The 14,412-nt window shown below is 66.8% G+C and carries 13 protein-coding genes; 4 read left to right on the top strand and 9 right to left on the bottom strand.

Annotation, left to right across the window (positions count from 1 at the left end; genetic code table 11):
* The first annotated feature begins 107 nt into the window (after positions 1–107).
* Both DBO33_RS07040 and DBO33_RS07035 read left to right on the top strand, forming a co-directional pair.
* Positions 108–1,022 carry an alpha/beta fold hydrolase gene (locus DBO33_RS07040; protein ID WP_107654295.1) on the top strand — a complete coding sequence of 305 codons (915 nt, stop codon included), beginning with the start codon at positions 108–110 and terminating at the stop codon, positions 1,020–1,022.
* A gap of 87 nt (positions 1,023–1,109) precedes the next feature.
* Entirely contained in the window at positions 1,110–1,895 is a 786-nt protein-coding gene (locus DBO33_RS07035; protein ID WP_159080141.1) for a hypothetical protein, read from the top strand.
* Positions 1,896–2,057: 162 nt separating this feature from the next.
* On the opposite strand, the gene DBO33_RS07030 is transcribed toward DBO33_RS07035, so the two are convergent.
* The 6 genes from DBO33_RS07030 to DBO33_RS07005 form a co-directional block, all read right to left on the bottom strand.
* Positions 2,058–2,915, bottom strand: a complete 858-nt coding sequence (locus DBO33_RS07030; RefSeq protein ID WP_107654293.1) for an alpha/beta fold hydrolase — start codon at positions 2,913–2,915, stop codon at positions 2,058–2,060.
* Between the two features lie 127 nt (positions 2,916–3,042).
* On the bottom strand, positions 3,043–4,305 hold the full coding sequence (locus DBO33_RS07025; RefSeq protein WP_107654292.1) for an acyl-CoA dehydrogenase family protein: 1,263 nt from the start codon (positions 4,303–4,305) through the stop codon (positions 3,043–3,045).
* Positions 4,306–4,332: 27 nt separating this feature from the next.
* A complete protein-coding gene (locus DBO33_RS07020) occupies positions 4,333–5,211 on the bottom strand; it encodes an SDR family oxidoreductase (protein WP_107654291.1) in 879 nt (292 codons plus the stop codon).
* Between the two features lie 60 nt (positions 5,212–5,271).
* Positions 5,272–6,150, bottom strand: a complete 879-nt coding sequence (locus DBO33_RS07015) for a MaoC/PaaZ C-terminal domain-containing protein (RefSeq protein WP_107654290.1) — start codon at positions 6,148–6,150, stop codon at positions 5,272–5,274.
* Positions 6,147–6,584 carry a type II toxin-antitoxin system Rv0910 family toxin gene (locus tag DBO33_RS07010; protein WP_107654289.1) on the bottom strand — a complete coding sequence of 146 codons (438 nt, stop codon included), beginning with the start codon at positions 6,582–6,584 and terminating at the stop codon, positions 6,147–6,149. Before DBO33_RS07010 ends, DBO33_RS07015 begins: the two co-directional genes overlap by 4 nt.
* A 55-nt stretch (positions 6,585–6,639) precedes the next feature.
* Positions 6,640–7,845 (bottom strand): lipid-transfer protein, encoded by a 1,206-nt coding sequence (locus DBO33_RS07005; RefSeq protein WP_107654288.1) that lies wholly within the window; start codon positions 7,843–7,845, stop codon positions 6,640–6,642.
* 390 nt (positions 7,846–8,235) lie between these two features.
* On the opposite strand from DBO33_RS07005, the gene DBO33_RS07000 reads away from it, so the two are divergent.
* Both DBO33_RS07000 and DBO33_RS06995 read left to right on the top strand, forming a co-directional pair.
* The gene (locus tag DBO33_RS07000) at positions 8,236–9,888 is read left to right on the top strand and encodes a purine-cytosine permease family protein (protein WP_107654287.1); all 1,653 of its coding nucleotides are present in this window, start codon (positions 8,236–8,238) and stop codon (positions 9,886–9,888) included.
* A 139-nt stretch (positions 9,889–10,027) separates the two neighbouring features.
* Positions 10,028–11,203 carry a serine hydrolase domain-containing protein gene (locus DBO33_RS06995; RefSeq protein ID WP_107654286.1) on the top strand — a complete coding sequence of 392 codons (1,176 nt, stop codon included), beginning with the start codon at positions 10,028–10,030 and terminating at the stop codon, positions 11,201–11,203.
* 2 nt (positions 11,204–11,205) lie between these two features.
* Here the strand turns inward: DBO33_RS06995 and DBO33_RS06990 are convergent, their stop codons facing one another.
* The 3 genes from DBO33_RS06990 to DBO33_RS06980 form a co-directional block, all read right to left on the bottom strand.
* A complete protein-coding gene (locus DBO33_RS06990; RefSeq protein ID WP_107654285.1) occupies positions 11,206–11,850 on the bottom strand; it encodes a TetR/AcrR family transcriptional regulator in 645 nt (214 codons plus the stop codon).
* Positions 11,851–11,902: 52 nt separating this feature from the next.
* Positions 11,903–13,069, bottom strand: coding sequence for an MFS transporter (locus DBO33_RS06985; protein WP_107654284.1), 1,167 nt, complete (start codon positions 13,067–13,069; stop codon positions 11,903–11,905).
* 310 nt (positions 13,070–13,379) lie between these two features.
* Positions 13,380–14,378 carry a helix-turn-helix domain-containing protein gene (locus DBO33_RS06980; RefSeq protein WP_107654283.1) on the bottom strand — a complete coding sequence of 333 codons (999 nt, stop codon included), beginning with the start codon at positions 14,376–14,378 and terminating at the stop codon, positions 13,380–13,382.
* Positions 14,379–14,412: the final 34 nt, after the last annotated feature.

Genomic DNA, 14,412 nt, shown 5'->3' with positions numbered 1-14,412 from the left:
GGACGCCATTTACGTTCACAGTCGAAATGATGTAGGCCACCGGACGACCGTACAATGCTGGTCAGATGAACTCCCTCGGACACCGCCGTCCAGGAAAGAGTGATGACATGTCGTCCGACACCCCCAAGTCCCCCGCCGCCGCGCAACGCGCCACCAGCGCCGCCCGCAAGCCGGTCACCAGCAAGCCCGAATCGGAGCTGCCGAAGGCCGTCAAAGCCCTGCATCTGGGCTCCGGTGACCCGCTGCTCCTGTTGCACGGCTTCATGATGTCGCCGCACTGCTGGGAGCAGACCGCGGCGCGGCTCGCGAGCCAGTGCGAGGTGTACGCGCCCGCCTTCGCGGGGCACTGGGGCGGCGAGCGGGTGGACGGCTGGTCGGTCGACGTGCACCTGCTGGCCGACCGGATCGAGGATCAGCTCGACGACCTCGGCTGGCGCACCTGCCATATCGCGGGCAACTCGCTCGGTGGCTGGGTCGGTGTCGAACTCGCCAGGCGCGGCCGGGCCCGCACGCTCACCCTCGTCGCACCGGCGGGGGGCTGGCACGCACCGTCGCTCACCTCGCTGCGCAGCAATCTGAAGTTCCTGTCGCTGGTTCCGATCGTCGAAATCGGCAAGCGGCTGGGTGGTTTCGCGGTCAACAACCCGATCGCCCAGCGCTTCGCACTGCTGTTCTTGAGCAAGAACGCCGCCGCGGTCTCCCGGCGTGACGCCGCCACCGCCATCATGGCCGCGCTGCACTGCCCGTCCATGCTGCCGTTCGTCGTGACCAGCATGCGCGGTCCCGGGCAGGCCGACCTGTCCACCCTGGAGACGCCGGTCCGATTACTGCTCTCCGAGTACGACCGCGTCATCCCCAACCGCGTCTATGCCCGCCGCTACCTGAAGGAACTCCCCGAGTCGGCCGACCGCATCGTCGTGCACGGCGTCGGGCACGTGCCCATGCTCGAGGCGCCGGACCGCATCGCGACCCTCATCGCCGAGCACGTCTACGCCAGCCGCAACCGCCTCCGCGCGGTCTGAGGCACGGGATATCCACAGGTCAGGAAGTTATCCACAGATCGACAATAGGCCTCGATCCGGTTTGATCGGCGGCCTACTGTTCGAGGCATGGGGAGCACACCAGTAGATCGCGTGGTGCATCAACTTCGCGGCGACGTCGACGGGCTGTACGAACTGGCCAACAACACCAACCGAGAGGTCAAGAGTACGAACGGCCTAGCCCGCGGCGTCGACCAACGGCTGCGCCGATTGGAGAAGACCAGCGGACGCCAGTTCGGCCTACTACTGGTCACGCAACGACAGCACGGGCATCGCTTGGAAGGCATGGAGTCCGGCTTCGGAGACGTCGGGACAGCTATGAGCCGGCACTCGGAGATCCTCGACGAGACGGTGAGTCGGCTGGCGACGCTCGAGGTTGTGGTGGGCGGTGTAGCAGGGCGGACAAACGTCTTGACCGACCGAGTGGACGGCCTCTCAGGTCGAATCGACGGCCTGACAGGACAAATGGACGGGCTCACGGAAGGCGTCGACGGCCTGGCCGGGCGAGTGGATGGGCTCACGGAACGCGTAGGCGGTCTGACGGGGCGAGTGGATGGCCTCACGGAACGGTTCGACGGGCTCACGGCACGGGTCGATGGCCTGACGGGGCAGGTGGACGGGCTTACGGAACGCGTCGATGGCCTGGCGGAGCAGGTGGATGGGCTCACGGGACGAGTCGACGACCTCACAGAAAAAGTGGACGGCCTGATAGTGCGAGTGAGCCGACTCGAAGATCAGATGGTTCAGCTGACGGCGGCGGTGCACCAGAACTCGGTGACGCTCGACCTGGTGGTGGAGCTACTGCGCAAGCAGCAGTTCGTGCCGCATGAGGTCGACGGGGTAGCTGGTGGGTAGGACAGGACGTCGGTCTGCCGATGGGCGCTCGGCTGGTTGCCGGCACAGTGGGAAGGCCTCCGCGCTGGCTCACCTGGAATGGAAGGGCTGCGTCGGGCATCGGGTGCGGCCGGTCCGCCACGGAGACAACTCGACTCGGTTGCCGCTGTCGGGTGCTTGAGCTCAGGATGCGACGTCGGTCTGCTTGCTGTTGCTGCGGGGAAATCCCAGTAGCAGTCGGCAGACCTCGTCGGGGACATCGAGTTGTGGGCAGTGGCCGACACCGGGGAGTGCGACGAACTCGCTGCCGGGCAGCAACGCGTGCAGGGCGCGGCCGGCGGACAACGGGATGATGCGGTCCTCGGTGCCGTGCACGATGAGGACGGGGCAGGTGAGGACGAGATCGGTGTGGCCGGACGGGTGTTCGCGGGCGTAGCGGACGGCGTCACGACCACGGGCAGCGACGGCGGCCATGTCGGGAACCGAACGTGTTGCGGAGGTGAGGAATTCAGAGTCGGCGACAATGCCTGGGCCATAGACGAACAGCGCTACCGCGCGCCGTACCGCCCAGCGCACCAGGGCGGCCGGGATCGGCAGCGATCCGACCAGACGAAAGAACCGCCGGTATTCGCGCAGCCGCCCCACCCGGGCCAGCCAGTGGCGGGCCAGCAGTGGCTCGTCGAGGGTGACCACCGCGATGACCGCCCCACTCGGATGACGTGCGGCAGCATGCAAAGCGGTTGCCGCACCGAGAGAGTTGCCAACCAGAGTCAAAGGACCATGCTCCGCGATGATCGCGTCCACGAAGGCATCGAACTGCGGCGTCAACGGCCCCGGTGCGCGCTGGTCCGCCAGCCCGAAGCCGGGCAGGTCGACGGCGAAGGCCGCACGGCCCGCTGCCGCCAAGCCGGCGAGCACGCCGCGCCAGGTGTCGGCGCTGTCGGCGTAACCGTGCAACAGCAGAATGGGCGTGCCGGTCCCCGATACGGAAAGCACTCGGGTGCCGACGTCGTTGTAGCGGGCGGTGGTTTCAGTGATCATCGGCCGGTCACCCCTTACGAGCACGCACCCAACGCAAGGCGCGCAGGACTAACGGCGTTTCGAAGGCAGGACAAGAAATCCCGGGCGCGCACGCCGTTGTAGCGCACCCGGGACTCGGTGAAAACCGTTACGCCAGCAGACCCTTGGCGATGTGCGTCACCTGGATCTCGTTGCTGCCCGCGTAGATCATCAGCGACTTGGCGTCGCGCGCAAGCTGTTCCACGCGGTACTCGGTCATGTACCCGTTACCGCCGAACAGCTGCACCGCTTCCATGGCGACCTCGGTGGCTGCCTCGGACGCGTAGAGCTTCATGGCCGACGCCTCGGCGAGCGTCGGCGGTTTACCGGCGCGACCCCGCTCCAGCGTATTGAACACCATGTTCTGCACGTTGATCCGGGCGATCTCCATCTTGGCCAGCTTGAGCTGGACGAGCTGGAAACGACCGATCTCCTGGCCCCAGAGCTTGCGATTCTTGGCGTAATCCAGGCAGAGCCGGTGACATTCGTTGATGATGCCCAACGCCATGAAGGCCACGCCGACGCGTTCGGCGGTGAAGCTGGACCGGGCGCTCTCCCGGCCGTCGCCACCCTTGTGTTCCTCGGTCTCGCCGAGCAGCCGGTCCTTGCCGAGGCGAACATTGTCGAAGAACAGCTCGCCGGTGGGCGAGGCGTGCAGACCCATCTTCTTGAACGGCTTGCCCTGGGTGAGCCCCTCCATGCCCTTGTCGAGCACGAAGGTGAGCACCTTGCGCTCGCGCTTGTCGCCGCCGTCGCCCTCGTCGAGCTTGGCGTAGACGATCATCACGTCGGCGAACGGACCGTTGGTGATGAAGGTCTTCTGCCCGTTCAACAGGTAGTCGTCGCCGTCGCGCCGGACATAGGTCTTCATGCCACCGAACGCGTCGGAACCCGAGTCGGGCTCGGTGATCGCCCACGCCGCAACCTTTTTCATGGTCACGATGTCGGCGAGCCAACGCTCCTTCTGGGCCAGCGTGCCGCGCGACATGATGGTGGTGGCGCCGAGACCGAGGCTGACACCCATCGCGGTGACCAACCCCATGCAGACACCGGACAGTTCGCCGACCAGCACCGCCATCAGCGATTCCTGCCCCGCGAACGGGCTACCACCGGAGGACTTTTCGCGCTTCTTCTCCGGCAACGGCTCGCCTGCGGCGATCGCCTCCTCTTTGGCGCGCTGCTTGGCGAGTAACTTCTGCACCGCTTCGCCGCCCATGGCGTCGATCCCGAACTCGCTGAACAGCTTCCGGATGATCGGATACGGCGGCAGCTCGCCGCTGTCGAGCGCGTCCAGGTTGGGCCGGATTTCCTTGTCGATGAACGTCCGCACGGCATCGCGGATCATGACATCGGTCTCGGACCATTCGAACATCGTTGTTCTCCTACTCTCGCCCGTACGTCACGGTAGCCGTGCGGAGATATCGTCGATCAGCCACGGCCCGTCGGTCTCGATCGTCTTCACGTCGTGCCAGCCGGCCAGCTCGGAGATGGCCCCGCCCTGCACCGCGAACACCTTGCCGGTGATCGGGCACTTGTCCGAGGCCAGGTAGGCCACCAGCGGCGAGATATTGGCCGGACTGAACGCGTCGAACTCGCCCTCTTCGATCTCGTCCGCCTCGGCCGCCATCATGGCGCCCATGCCGGGCGTGGCCAGCGTGAGACGGGTGCGCGCGATCGGCGCGATGGCGTTGACTCGCACCCCGTAGCGGGCCAGTTCGTCGGCCGCGACCAGGGTGAGCGCGGCAATCCCCGCCTTGGCCGCGCCGTAGTTGGCCTGGCCGGCGTTTGGCACCGTGGTTCCGGAGGCGGACGCGGTGTTGATCACCGCGGCGTTCGGCTGATTGCCCGCCTTGCTCTGGTCTTTCCAGTAGGCGGCGGCGTGGTGCAGCACGGCGGCGTGCCCCTTGAGGTGCACCGCGATCACCGCGTCCCACTGCGCCTCGTCCATGCCCGCGATGAACGCGTCGCGCAGGATGCCCGCGTTGTTGACCACGATGTCGAGGCCGCCGAGCTCGGCAATCGCCTGGTCGACAACGTTCTTCGCGCCGTCCCAGGTGGCGATGTTGGCGGTGTTGACGATCGCCTTGCCGCCCGCGGCGATGATCTCGTCGGCGACTTCTTGTGCGGGGGTGAGGTCGGTGCCCTCACCCTCGTTGCTGCCGCCGAGGTCGTTCACGACCACGGCCGCGCCCTCCCGGGCGAACAGCAAGGCGTGCTCGCGGCCGATGCCACGACCCGCACCGGTGATGACGGCTACCCGACCTTCGAGTGCACCCATCGATGTCTCCTCTTCCTGAAGTCTGTGCTGAATGTTGCGACGGGATATCGGCTTTCGCCGTCAGTCGGCTATCTCAGCGAGTCCGTCGCTGAGCACCACGTCTTCGCCGCGCACGGTCTCGAAGGCGTAGGTCGTGACGCCGTTCGCCGAACCCACCTTCCAGATGCGGGTCTCCAGATCGTCACCGGGGAAGACCATCTTGGCGAAGCGCACGGCGAATCGCTTCAGCCGGTTGACATCCGACCCGCCGACCTCGGTGAGCACCGCCCAGGACGCGAACGCCATGGTGCACAGCCCGTGCGCGATGATGCCGGGCAGCCCGGCATCCTTGGCGACCTGATCGTCCAGGTGCAGCGGCACCGGATCGCCGGAAGCCGGTGAGTAGCGGAAGGTTTGGTCGTCGTCGACGTGCTGCGGGACGACGGCCACCGGCGGTTGCGCGCGCAGGTTCTCATCGAACTTGTGCGCCGGGGCCGCCGCGCCGACCGTCTTGCCCGCGTCGATATTGCGGAAGAAGGCGGTCAGATACTGCTCGTTGACCAGTTCCCCGTCTTCGGTGCGGCATTCGATGAGGATGGTGATGGCCGTGCCGTTGGACCGGCTGGTGTAGCCGGTCGCTTTGGCGCGCGAGACCAGTTTGTCGCCCGGCTGGATGGCCCGGTGGAAGTGGAAGTCCTGCTCGCCGTGCACGACCCGGCCGAAGATGTCCATCGGCGCGACCTCGATCACTGGCATCATCATCGCCTCGAAGACGGGCACGATCGCGAAGACCGGCGACGCGACCTTGCCCGCGAGGTGGGCCTCGATCGGATCGTTGGTGGCGGCGGCATATTCGCCGATCCGCGCACCGGTCACCTCGAACGTCTCGTCGTCACACCAGGTTTCGAGACCGGCGTCGTCGAACTCGACCAACCGCGCCGCGGTGGTCTCCGACGTCATGCCGAGGCCAGCGCGTCGAGCTGCTCGAGCGACTTGTCCAGCTGCTTGAGCCCGTCCTTCTCCACCGCTTTGCCGAGCGCGCCCTTGATCAGCGCGCCCTCGAAGTCGCCGGAGACCAGGATGGTGCTGCCGCCGTCGCCCTTGGGCTGGATGTCGAAGGTGAATTCGGTCTTCACCCCGGCCATTCCGGTGCCGCCGAGGGTCAGCTTGGTCGGCTGCTGCACGGACACGACGGTCCACTCCAGCTTGTTCGCCATGCCGAGCATGACGATCTTGGCGACCAGCTTCGAGCCCTCGGTCAGCACGGCGGGCGGCTCCTCCATGAAACGCTCGTGGATGGTGAACCACTTGTCCCAGGTGTTCGGGTCGGAGACGACCGTCCACAGCGCCTCGGGGGTGGCGTTGACGTCCTTGGTGGCTTCGATGTGTCCCATGAGATGACTCCTCGTCGAGTGTCGTTGTGCGAGTTCGGTGCGGTGGACGCGGTGCTCAGCGGTCGGCGCGCTGGTAGGCGGTCACGACCGCCGCGCCGCCGAGGCCGATGTTGTGCTGCAGGCAGGCGGTGACGTTGTCGACCTGACGCTTGTCGGCGGTGCCGCGCAGCTGCCAGGTGAGCTCGGAGCACTGCGCCAGACCCGTCGCGCCCAGCGGATGCCCCTTGGAGATGAGGCCGCCGGAGGGGTTCACCACCCACTTGCCGCCGTAGGTGGTCAGGTTGTCGTCGACCAGCTTTCCGGCTTCGCCCTCGCCGCACAGGCCGAGCGCCTCGTAGGTCAGCAGCTCGTTCGCCGAGAAGCAGTCGTGCAGCTCGATGGCCTGGAAGTCCTCCGGGCCGAGGCCGGACTGCTGGTAGACCTTCTGCGCGGCATGCACGGTCATGTCGTAGCCGACCAGGTTCTTGGCGGTCTCGTCGAAGGTCGACTTGAAGTCGGTGGTCATCGCCTGCCCGACGATTTCCACCGCCTGGGCGGCCAGGTTGTGCTTGTCCACGAAGGCTTCGCTGGCGAGGATCACCGCGCCGGAGCCGTCGGAGGTGGGCGAGCACTGCAGCTTGGTGAGCGGGTCGTAGATCATTCGCGAGCCGAGGATGTCCTCCATCGAGTACTCGTCCTGGAACTGCGAATACGGGTTGTTCACCGAGTGCTTGTGGTTCTTGTAGCCGATCTTGGCGAAGTGCTCGGCGGTGGTGCCGTATCGCTTCATGTGCTCGCGACCGGCCGCGCCGAACATCCCCGGCGCCACCGGGAAGAGCACCTCGGAGATCTCGGCGAGCGCCATGATGTGCCTGGCCATCGGCTGCTCGCGGTCGTCCCAGGTGGAGCCGAGCGAGCCGGGCTGCATCTTTTCGAAGCCGAGCGCCAGCGTGCAGTCGGCGAGCCCGCCCCGAATCGACTGTGCCGCAAGGTAGAGCGCGGTCGAGCCGGTGGAACAGTTGTTGTTGACGTTGACCACCGGGATGCCGGTCATGCCCAGCTCGTAGACCGCGCGCTGGCCGGAGGTGGATTCGCCGTAGACGTAACCGACGTAGGCCTGTTCGACCAGGTCGTAGGCGATGCCCGCGTCGGCGAGCGCCTTGGTGCCCGACTCCCGCGCCATGTCCGGGTAGTCCCAATCGGTGCCGTCTTCGTTCTTGCGGCGGCCCGGCTTCTCGAACTTCGTCATGCCGACGCCGACGACGTAAACCCTGTTCGCCATCGAACTCCTCACGTTGGTGCCTGCCCGGCGTATTCCGCCGGGAACCGCCGGCGGGCAGCGGTGACCGATCCGTCCGGATCCAGCTGAAACAAACATACAGAGATGTATGTAAGTACGCAAGGCTGTCAACGTAACCGGAAGTTGCGCATATCGAATAGCCAGGTGATAGCACCTGGTCGCCGACATACCGCCGAACGGGTAAGTCTTGCCAGTTCAGGCTGGTACGCACACCTTTCCAGCGACCCGCGCGCGACGTTCACCGCATTGCTGTGACGTGACTCACTGCCCTCGATGACGTAACAGCCGCGTAATCGTTCGGAAATTCCCCGTCCACAACCGTGTACGACCGTCGAACGGTTGCTGTTGTTGATGCGGGGATGAGGAGTAAACGTGGTCGAGCTCGATACCCGATCGTCGAATGCGGACGGGATCGCCGCGGCGAAGGAAACACTCGAGGACTACACCCTGCGATTCGCGCCACGGAGTTATCGGAAATGGAGCCCGGCCGTCGTCGGCATCTCCGCCCTCGGTGGCATCGCCTACCTGGCCGACTTCGCCATCGGCGCGAATATCGGTATCGCGCACGGCACCGGAAACGCGTTGCTCGGAATCGGTTTCTTCGCGATCGTGGTGATGCTGACCGGATTTCCGCTCGCCTATTACGCGGCGCGCTACAACCTCGATCTCGACTTGATCACGCGCGGTAGCGGATTCGGTTATTACGGCTCGGTGCTCACCAATGTCGTGTTCGCCTCGTTCACCTTTATCTTCTTCGCGCTGGAGGGGTCGATCATGGCCCAGGGGCTGGAACTCGGCCTCGGCGTGCCACTATGGCTCGGCTATCTCGTGTCGACGGTGCTGATCTTCCCGCTGGTCATCTACGGCATGAATACCCTGGCCACCCTGCAGGTCTGGACGACCCCGCTGTGGCTGCTGCTGATGGTGCTGCCGTTCGGGTTCCTGCTGGTGCGCCACCCCGACTCGGTGTCGTCGTTCTTCGCCTACGGCGGCGAGAACGGTTCCGGGGTAAGCATTTCCGGCACGCTGCTGGCCGCGGGCGTATGCCTGTCGCTGATCGCGCAGATCGCCGAGCAGATCGACTACCTGCGCTTCATGCCGCCGCGCACGCCGGAGAACGCCCGCAAGTGGTGGGGCTGGATGCTGCTCGCCGGGCCGGGCTGGGTGGTCTTCGGTGCGCTCAAGCAGGTGGTCGGGCTGTTCCTCGCGGTGTACCTGATCGCGAATCTGCCTGCCGCGCAGGGCATCGCGAACCAACCGGTGCACCAGTTCCTGGAGATCTACCGGGACATGGTGCCGGGTTGGCTGGCCATGACGCTGGCCGTGGTGCTCGTGGTGATCAGCCAGATCAAGATCAATGTCACCAATGCGTACTCGGGGTCGCTGGCCTGGACCAACTCCTACACCCGGGTCACCAAGTCCTACCCCGGCCGGCTCATCTTCCTCGCGGTGAACCTGGTGATCGCGCTGATCCTGATGGAAGCCAACATGTTCGACTTCCTCAACAACATCCTGGGCTTCTACGCCAACTGCGGCATCGCCTGGATCGTCACCGTGGCAACGGATATCGCGGTCAACAAGTACCTGCTGAAGATCTCGCCGAAGCAGCCGGAGTTCCGCCGCGGCATGCTCTACGACTTCAACCCGGTCGGCCTGGTCGGCTTCGGGCTCTCGGCGGTGCTGTCGATCATGACGTTCTTCGGCCTCTTCGGTGACCTGCTCAAGCCGTACTCACCGATCGTCGCGCTGGTGGTCGCGTTCGTCGCCACCCCGCTCACCGCGATCGCCACCAAGGGCAAGTACTACCTGCGCCGCAGCGACGACGGCATCGACCTGCCGATGTACGACGAGCACGGCAACCCCTCCGGTGAAACCCTCACCTGCCACGTCACCGGCCTGGAATTCGAACGCCCGGACATGATCGCCTCGGCGCTTCCCGGCCCCGAGGGTGAAATTCAGTACATCAGCTCGCTGGCGCTGTCGACCGACAAACAAGGTCACCACCTGCTCCCCCACCAGCACTGACCGCCGAGCAGGGGCATGGCCGCGCATGTCGCAGCCATGCCCCTTCGTCGGCGCAATACCGTCCCGATGGCGTCGCAAGCCGTTCTGCCGCTGCGATTTCGGCTAGAGTCGATGGCACATTGCCCACCCAGGGGGTCGGATGTTGTTGCGGCGGTTCGTGATTGCACTGGGATCCGCGATCGTGCTGGTCGGCTCGGCGGCGACCGGCGCGGTGGCCACTCCGGCGGTTACCGATCGGGCACCGCTGCAACAAGCGATGGACGAGCTGATCGCCGCCGGTGCGGCCGGTATCCAAGTGCGGGTGCACGATCGGCACGGCGAGTGGACCGGTGCCGCCGGCGTAGCGCAGGTGGACCGCCCGGAGCCGGTACCGATGGACGGCCGGTTCCGGATCGGCAGTATCACCAAGATGTTCGTGGCCACGGTGCTGCTGCAGTTGGCGGGCGAGGGCAGACTGGGGCTGGACGATCCGGTGCAGCGACACCTGCCGCAGTTCGGCCTCGACCCGCGCATCACCGTGCGAATGTTGTTGCAACACACCAGCGGCCTGTTCAACTACACCGGCGAGCTGCAGCCCGACGGCACCTTCGAAGAGGGCATCCTGCCGACATCGGGCAAGGCGGCCGTGGATGCCGTCCGCCGGGATTATCGGCCCGACGAACTGATCCGGATGGCACTGAGCAAACCGGCACGGTTCGAGCCGGGCGCCGACTGGTCCTACTCCAATACGAACTATCAGCTGGCCGGACTGCTGATCGAGAAGCTCACCGGCCTGCCGTACAGCGTGCAGATCTACGGCCGAATCGTGGCGCCACTGGGGCTTTGGGAGACATTGGTGCCGGGCAGCTGGCCGGAGATCATCGGACCGCACGCACACGGTTATCTCTCCTTCGGCGACGGCGACACAGAGATCACCGCCGATATGACCAGCCAGAATCCGACCTGGGCCGGGGCCGCCGGTGAAATCATCTCCTCCACCCGAGATCTCGACACCTTCCTGACCGCGCTGCTCGGCGGCCGCCTGCTCGCGCCACCGCTGCTCGCGGAGATGCGGGCGACCCATGCGATCGCGCCGGGCGCGGCTTACGGCCTCGGGTTGATGGAACTGGAGCTGGGCCCGGACTGTATCGGCCTCGGCCACAACGGCGGCGTTCCCGGCTACTACTCGGACGCGTACAGCACGGCCGATGGCAGTTCGCGCATCGAGGTATCGATCACTACCGGTCCCGGCATACGGATGGACGATCTCGAGCAGGTGGCCGAGCTTTCCACGAAAGCGCAGTCGGTGCTCGCCCGGGGGTTGTGCGGCGGATAGCGTCAGTCGGCCGCGCGGACGTCGGCGAGCGCGGCTTCGGCGATATTGCGCAGGTGCGCGGTGGCGCGGCGCCAACGACGTTGCGCGCGTTCGTTGTCCGGGTCGACGAAGTTGGAGATCAGGATGCCGCGCAGGGCGTCCATCGCGGTGTAGATGAAATCGCGGGCCTCTTTGCGGCGGATCTCGTCCGGCACGAACCGGGCGACGGCCATCAGCACCGCGTTGTTGACGAACGGTTCGACCTTCTCCATCGCGGCGGCCAGCACCGGATCGGTGCGGCCGGCCACCCACAGTTCGACGGTCGCGATGAACAGCGGGCCCTGGTGCAGCTCCCACAGGAACTCCAGCGCCGCGGCGACCGGATCGTCGCCGCGCTCGACCTTGGCCATCTCCCGCATCGCGGTCTCGGCGCGCAGTTGCGCCAGGTGGCTGATCGCGGCGACCACCAGATCGGTCTTGGAGCCGAAGTGGTGCACCTGCGCGCCGCGGGTGACCCCGGCGCGTTCGGCGACCCGCGGCGTGGTCGTGCCCGCGTAGCCGTACTCGACCAAGCAGTCGATGGTCGCGTCGAGCAGCCGGGTCCGCATCTCGGTGCTGCGCTGTTCCTGCGTGCGGCGCTGCGGTTTCGCGACTTCGATCCTGGCCATCCGGCGATTCTACACTTACATACAGTTCTGTATGTTCAGTTGACGCCGGGTGTCAGGCGACCAGCGCGGCAGCCGCGACCAGGCGAGCGTCCCGACGGGCCACCGCGACGGTGATCGCGAACAGCAGCACGCCGACCACGGCGAGGCCGGCCCCGACCATGGCGGGCGCGGTGTAGCCGAGCCCGGCGGCGATCACGGCCCCGCCGAGCCATGCTCCCGCCGCGTTGGCGATGTTCAGTGCCGCATGGTTCAGCGCGGCGGCCAGGGTCTGTGCCTCGTGCGCCACGTCCATCAGCCGGGTCTGCAGTCCGGGCGCCAGGGACGCACCGGTCGCGCCGACCAGGAACGCGCCGATCGCGGCGGTGTACGGGTTGTGCGCCGCCGCAACGAATACGGCGAGGATGACGGCCATGCCGATCATCGAGGCGTAGATGGCCCGGTCGACGCCGCGATCGGCGAGCACACCGCCGACGATGTTGCCGACCACCATGCCGACACCGAACAGCATCAGTACCACCGGCACCAGGGCGGCGGACATGCCGGCGACGCCGGTGAGGGTGGTGGTGATGTAGGTGTAGACGGCGAACATGCCGCCGAAGCCGATCGCACCGACCAGCAGGGTGAGCAACACCTGGGGACGGCGCAGGGCGCCGAGTTCGGTGACCGGGTTGGTCATGGTGATGCCGGTGAGCTCCGGGACGTACCTGATCAGGGCGGCTACCGTCGCCAGTCCGATGACCGCGACCACCACGTAGGCGTCGCGCCAGCCGAGGTGCTGGCCGAGCCAGGTCGCGGCGGGAACGCCGACGACATTGGCGGCGCTCAACCCGAGCATAACCGCGGCAACCGCTTTGGCGCGCTGTCCGACCGGGGCGAGCGTGGCGGCGGCCAGCGAGGCCACCCCGAAATAGGCGCCGTGCGGCAGCCCGGACACGAACCGGGCGAGCACCAGGGTGTGGAAGGTCGGCGCGAGCACGGTTGCCACGTTGCCCAGCGTGAACGCCACCATCAGGGCGATGAGCAGTTTCTTACGGGACACCCGAGCGCACAGGGCGGCGAGCACCGGCGCGCCGATCACCACGCCGAGCGCGTACGCCGACACCGCGTGCCCCGCGGTCGGCTCGGAGACATTCATGGCGCGCGCGATGTCCGGCAGCAAACCCATGGTGACGAATTCTGTTGTGCCGATACCGAACCCGCCGAGTGCCAGCGCGAGCATGGCAGGCAGATGCCAAGTCGTCCGCGCGGCTTCGGGGCGTGCGGGGGCCTGGGCGGCGAGGGGAGTGGTCACGTATCCATGAAACGCTTCCGCAGGCGGTTTCGCTTCCCGAGTAATCGTGAGGTGAGACACGTCGGCGTAAAGAAAACGTGCAGGTCAGAATGTAAAACCGCGCAATAGGGACACCTATCGTGGCACGACCTGGCAAATACCATTCGGAAACAATGCCGTACCCGCCGAGGCTCCGGTAGCCGACCGGCCGGATGTGGGCAGCCTCATCGGATTCGCTTACGCCGGCGAGCCATTCGGCTCAGGCGGCAGGTGCCTCTCGCTGCTCGAAGGTGCGCCGGTACTCGGCAGGGGTGACACCCACGACCGACGCGAAGTGGCGGCGCAGATTCGCGGCGGTGCCGAAACCGCACAGCCGGCCGATCCGCTCGATGCCGAAGTCAGTGGACTCCAACAGCGTCTGCGCACGAGCCAGCCGCTGGGTCAGCAACCACTGCTTCGGCGTGACCCCGATGGACTGCCGCATGCGCCTGTGAAAGGTGCGCGGACTCATGGTGGCGCGGGCCGCGAGCGCTTCGACGGTGAGCGGCTGGTCGAGGTGGGCGACGGCCCATTCGAGCGCCGGACCGAGGTCGGCCTCGGCGCGGGCCTGCACGGACAGATCCACGAACTGCGCCTGGTCGCCCGATCGCCGCGGCGGGGTCACCAAGCGCCGGGCCAGCCGGTTGGCGACGGCGGCGCCGAAGTCGCGCCGCACCAGGTGCAGCGAAAGATCCACGGCTGCGGTCATTCCCCCGCTGGTGAGGATGTCGCCGTCATCGACGTAGAGCGCCGTGCCGTCGACCTGGACGGCGGGATGACGGCGGGCCAGGATCGGTGCGTGCTCCCAGTGCGCGGTGACCCGACGCCCGTCCAGCAGGCCCGCCGCGGCCAGCGCGAACATGCCGTTGCACAGGGCGACCATGCGCGCTCCCCCGCGATGCGCCGCGCGGAGCCCGTCGAGTAGTTCCGGGGGCACCGGGCGGTCACCGGTGACGCAGTCGTAGGCGATGGAGGGCACGAACACGGTGTCGGCGCGCAGCAGTTCGTCCGGGCCGTACTCGGCTCGCAGGTAGGCGCCGCCGCCGATCGCCGACTCGGCCGCGGCGGGCAGCACCGAGCACACCCGCAGTTCGTACCAGGGGTCGGCAAGGTCGGGGTGCGGGGTGCCGAAGATCGCGGCGATCACGCCGAGCTCGTAGAGGTCCCACGGATGCAGCGCCCCGGGCGTGACGGCGATGGCGACGACATGACCGGTCATGGCCGCCAGCTTATGGCAGGAAACGTTCGGTCGA

Source organism: Nocardia suismassiliense (genome assembly GCF_900269665.1).
GTDB classification, from domain to species: Bacteria; Actinomycetota; Actinomycetes; order Mycobacteriales; family Mycobacteriaceae; genus Nocardia; species Nocardia suismassiliense.
Note: the sequence above shows the minus strand (reverse complement) of the source record. Positions and strands in the feature narration are given on the sequence as shown.

Excerpts from the sequence above, each read along its gene's own strand:
- DBO33_RS07030 (WP_107654293.1), bottom strand. The coding sequence starts at position 2,915 with ATGATCACTGAAACCACCGCCCGCTACAACGACGTCGGCACCCGAGTG.
- DBO33_RS07005 (WP_107654288.1), bottom strand. The coding sequence starts at position 7,845 with ATGGCGAACAGGGTTTACGTCGTCGGCGTCGGCATGACGAAGTTCGAG.
- DBO33_RS07040 (WP_107654295.1), top strand. The coding sequence starts at position 108 with ATGTCGTCCGACACCCCCAAGTCCCCCGCCGCCGCGCAACGCGCCACC.
- DBO33_RS07035 (WP_159080141.1), top strand. The coding sequence starts at position 1,110 with ATGGGGAGCACACCAGTAGATCGCGTGGTGCATCAACTTCGCGGCGAC.
- DBO33_RS07020 (WP_107654291.1), bottom strand. The coding sequence starts at position 5,211 with ATGGGTGCACTCGAAGGTCGGGTAGCCGTCATCACCGGTGCGGGTCGT.
- DBO33_RS07015 (WP_107654290.1), bottom strand. The coding sequence starts at position 6,150 with ATGACGTCGGAGACCACCGCGGCGCGGTTGGTCGAGTTCGACGACGCC.
- DBO33_RS06980 (WP_107654283.1), bottom strand. The coding sequence starts at position 14,378 with ATGACCGGTCATGTCGTCGCCATCGCCGTCACGCCCGGGGCGCTGCAT.
- DBO33_RS06995 (WP_107654286.1), top strand. The coding sequence starts at position 10,028 with ATGTTGTTGCGGCGGTTCGTGATTGCACTGGGATCCGCGATCGTGCTG.
- DBO33_RS06985 (WP_107654284.1), bottom strand. The coding sequence starts at position 13,069 with ATGCTCGCGCTGGCACTCGGCGGGTTCGGTATCGGCACAACAGAATTC.
- DBO33_RS07025 (WP_107654292.1), bottom strand. The coding sequence starts at position 4,305 with ATGTTCGAATGGTCCGAGACCGATGTCATGATCCGCGATGCCGTGCGG.
- DBO33_RS06990 (WP_107654285.1), bottom strand. The coding sequence starts at position 11,850 with ATGGCCAGGATCGAAGTCGCGAAACCGCAGCGCCGCACGCAGGAACAG.
- DBO33_RS07010 (WP_107654289.1), bottom strand. The coding sequence starts at position 6,584 with ATGGGACACATCGAAGCCACCAAGGACGTCAACGCCACCCCCGAGGCG.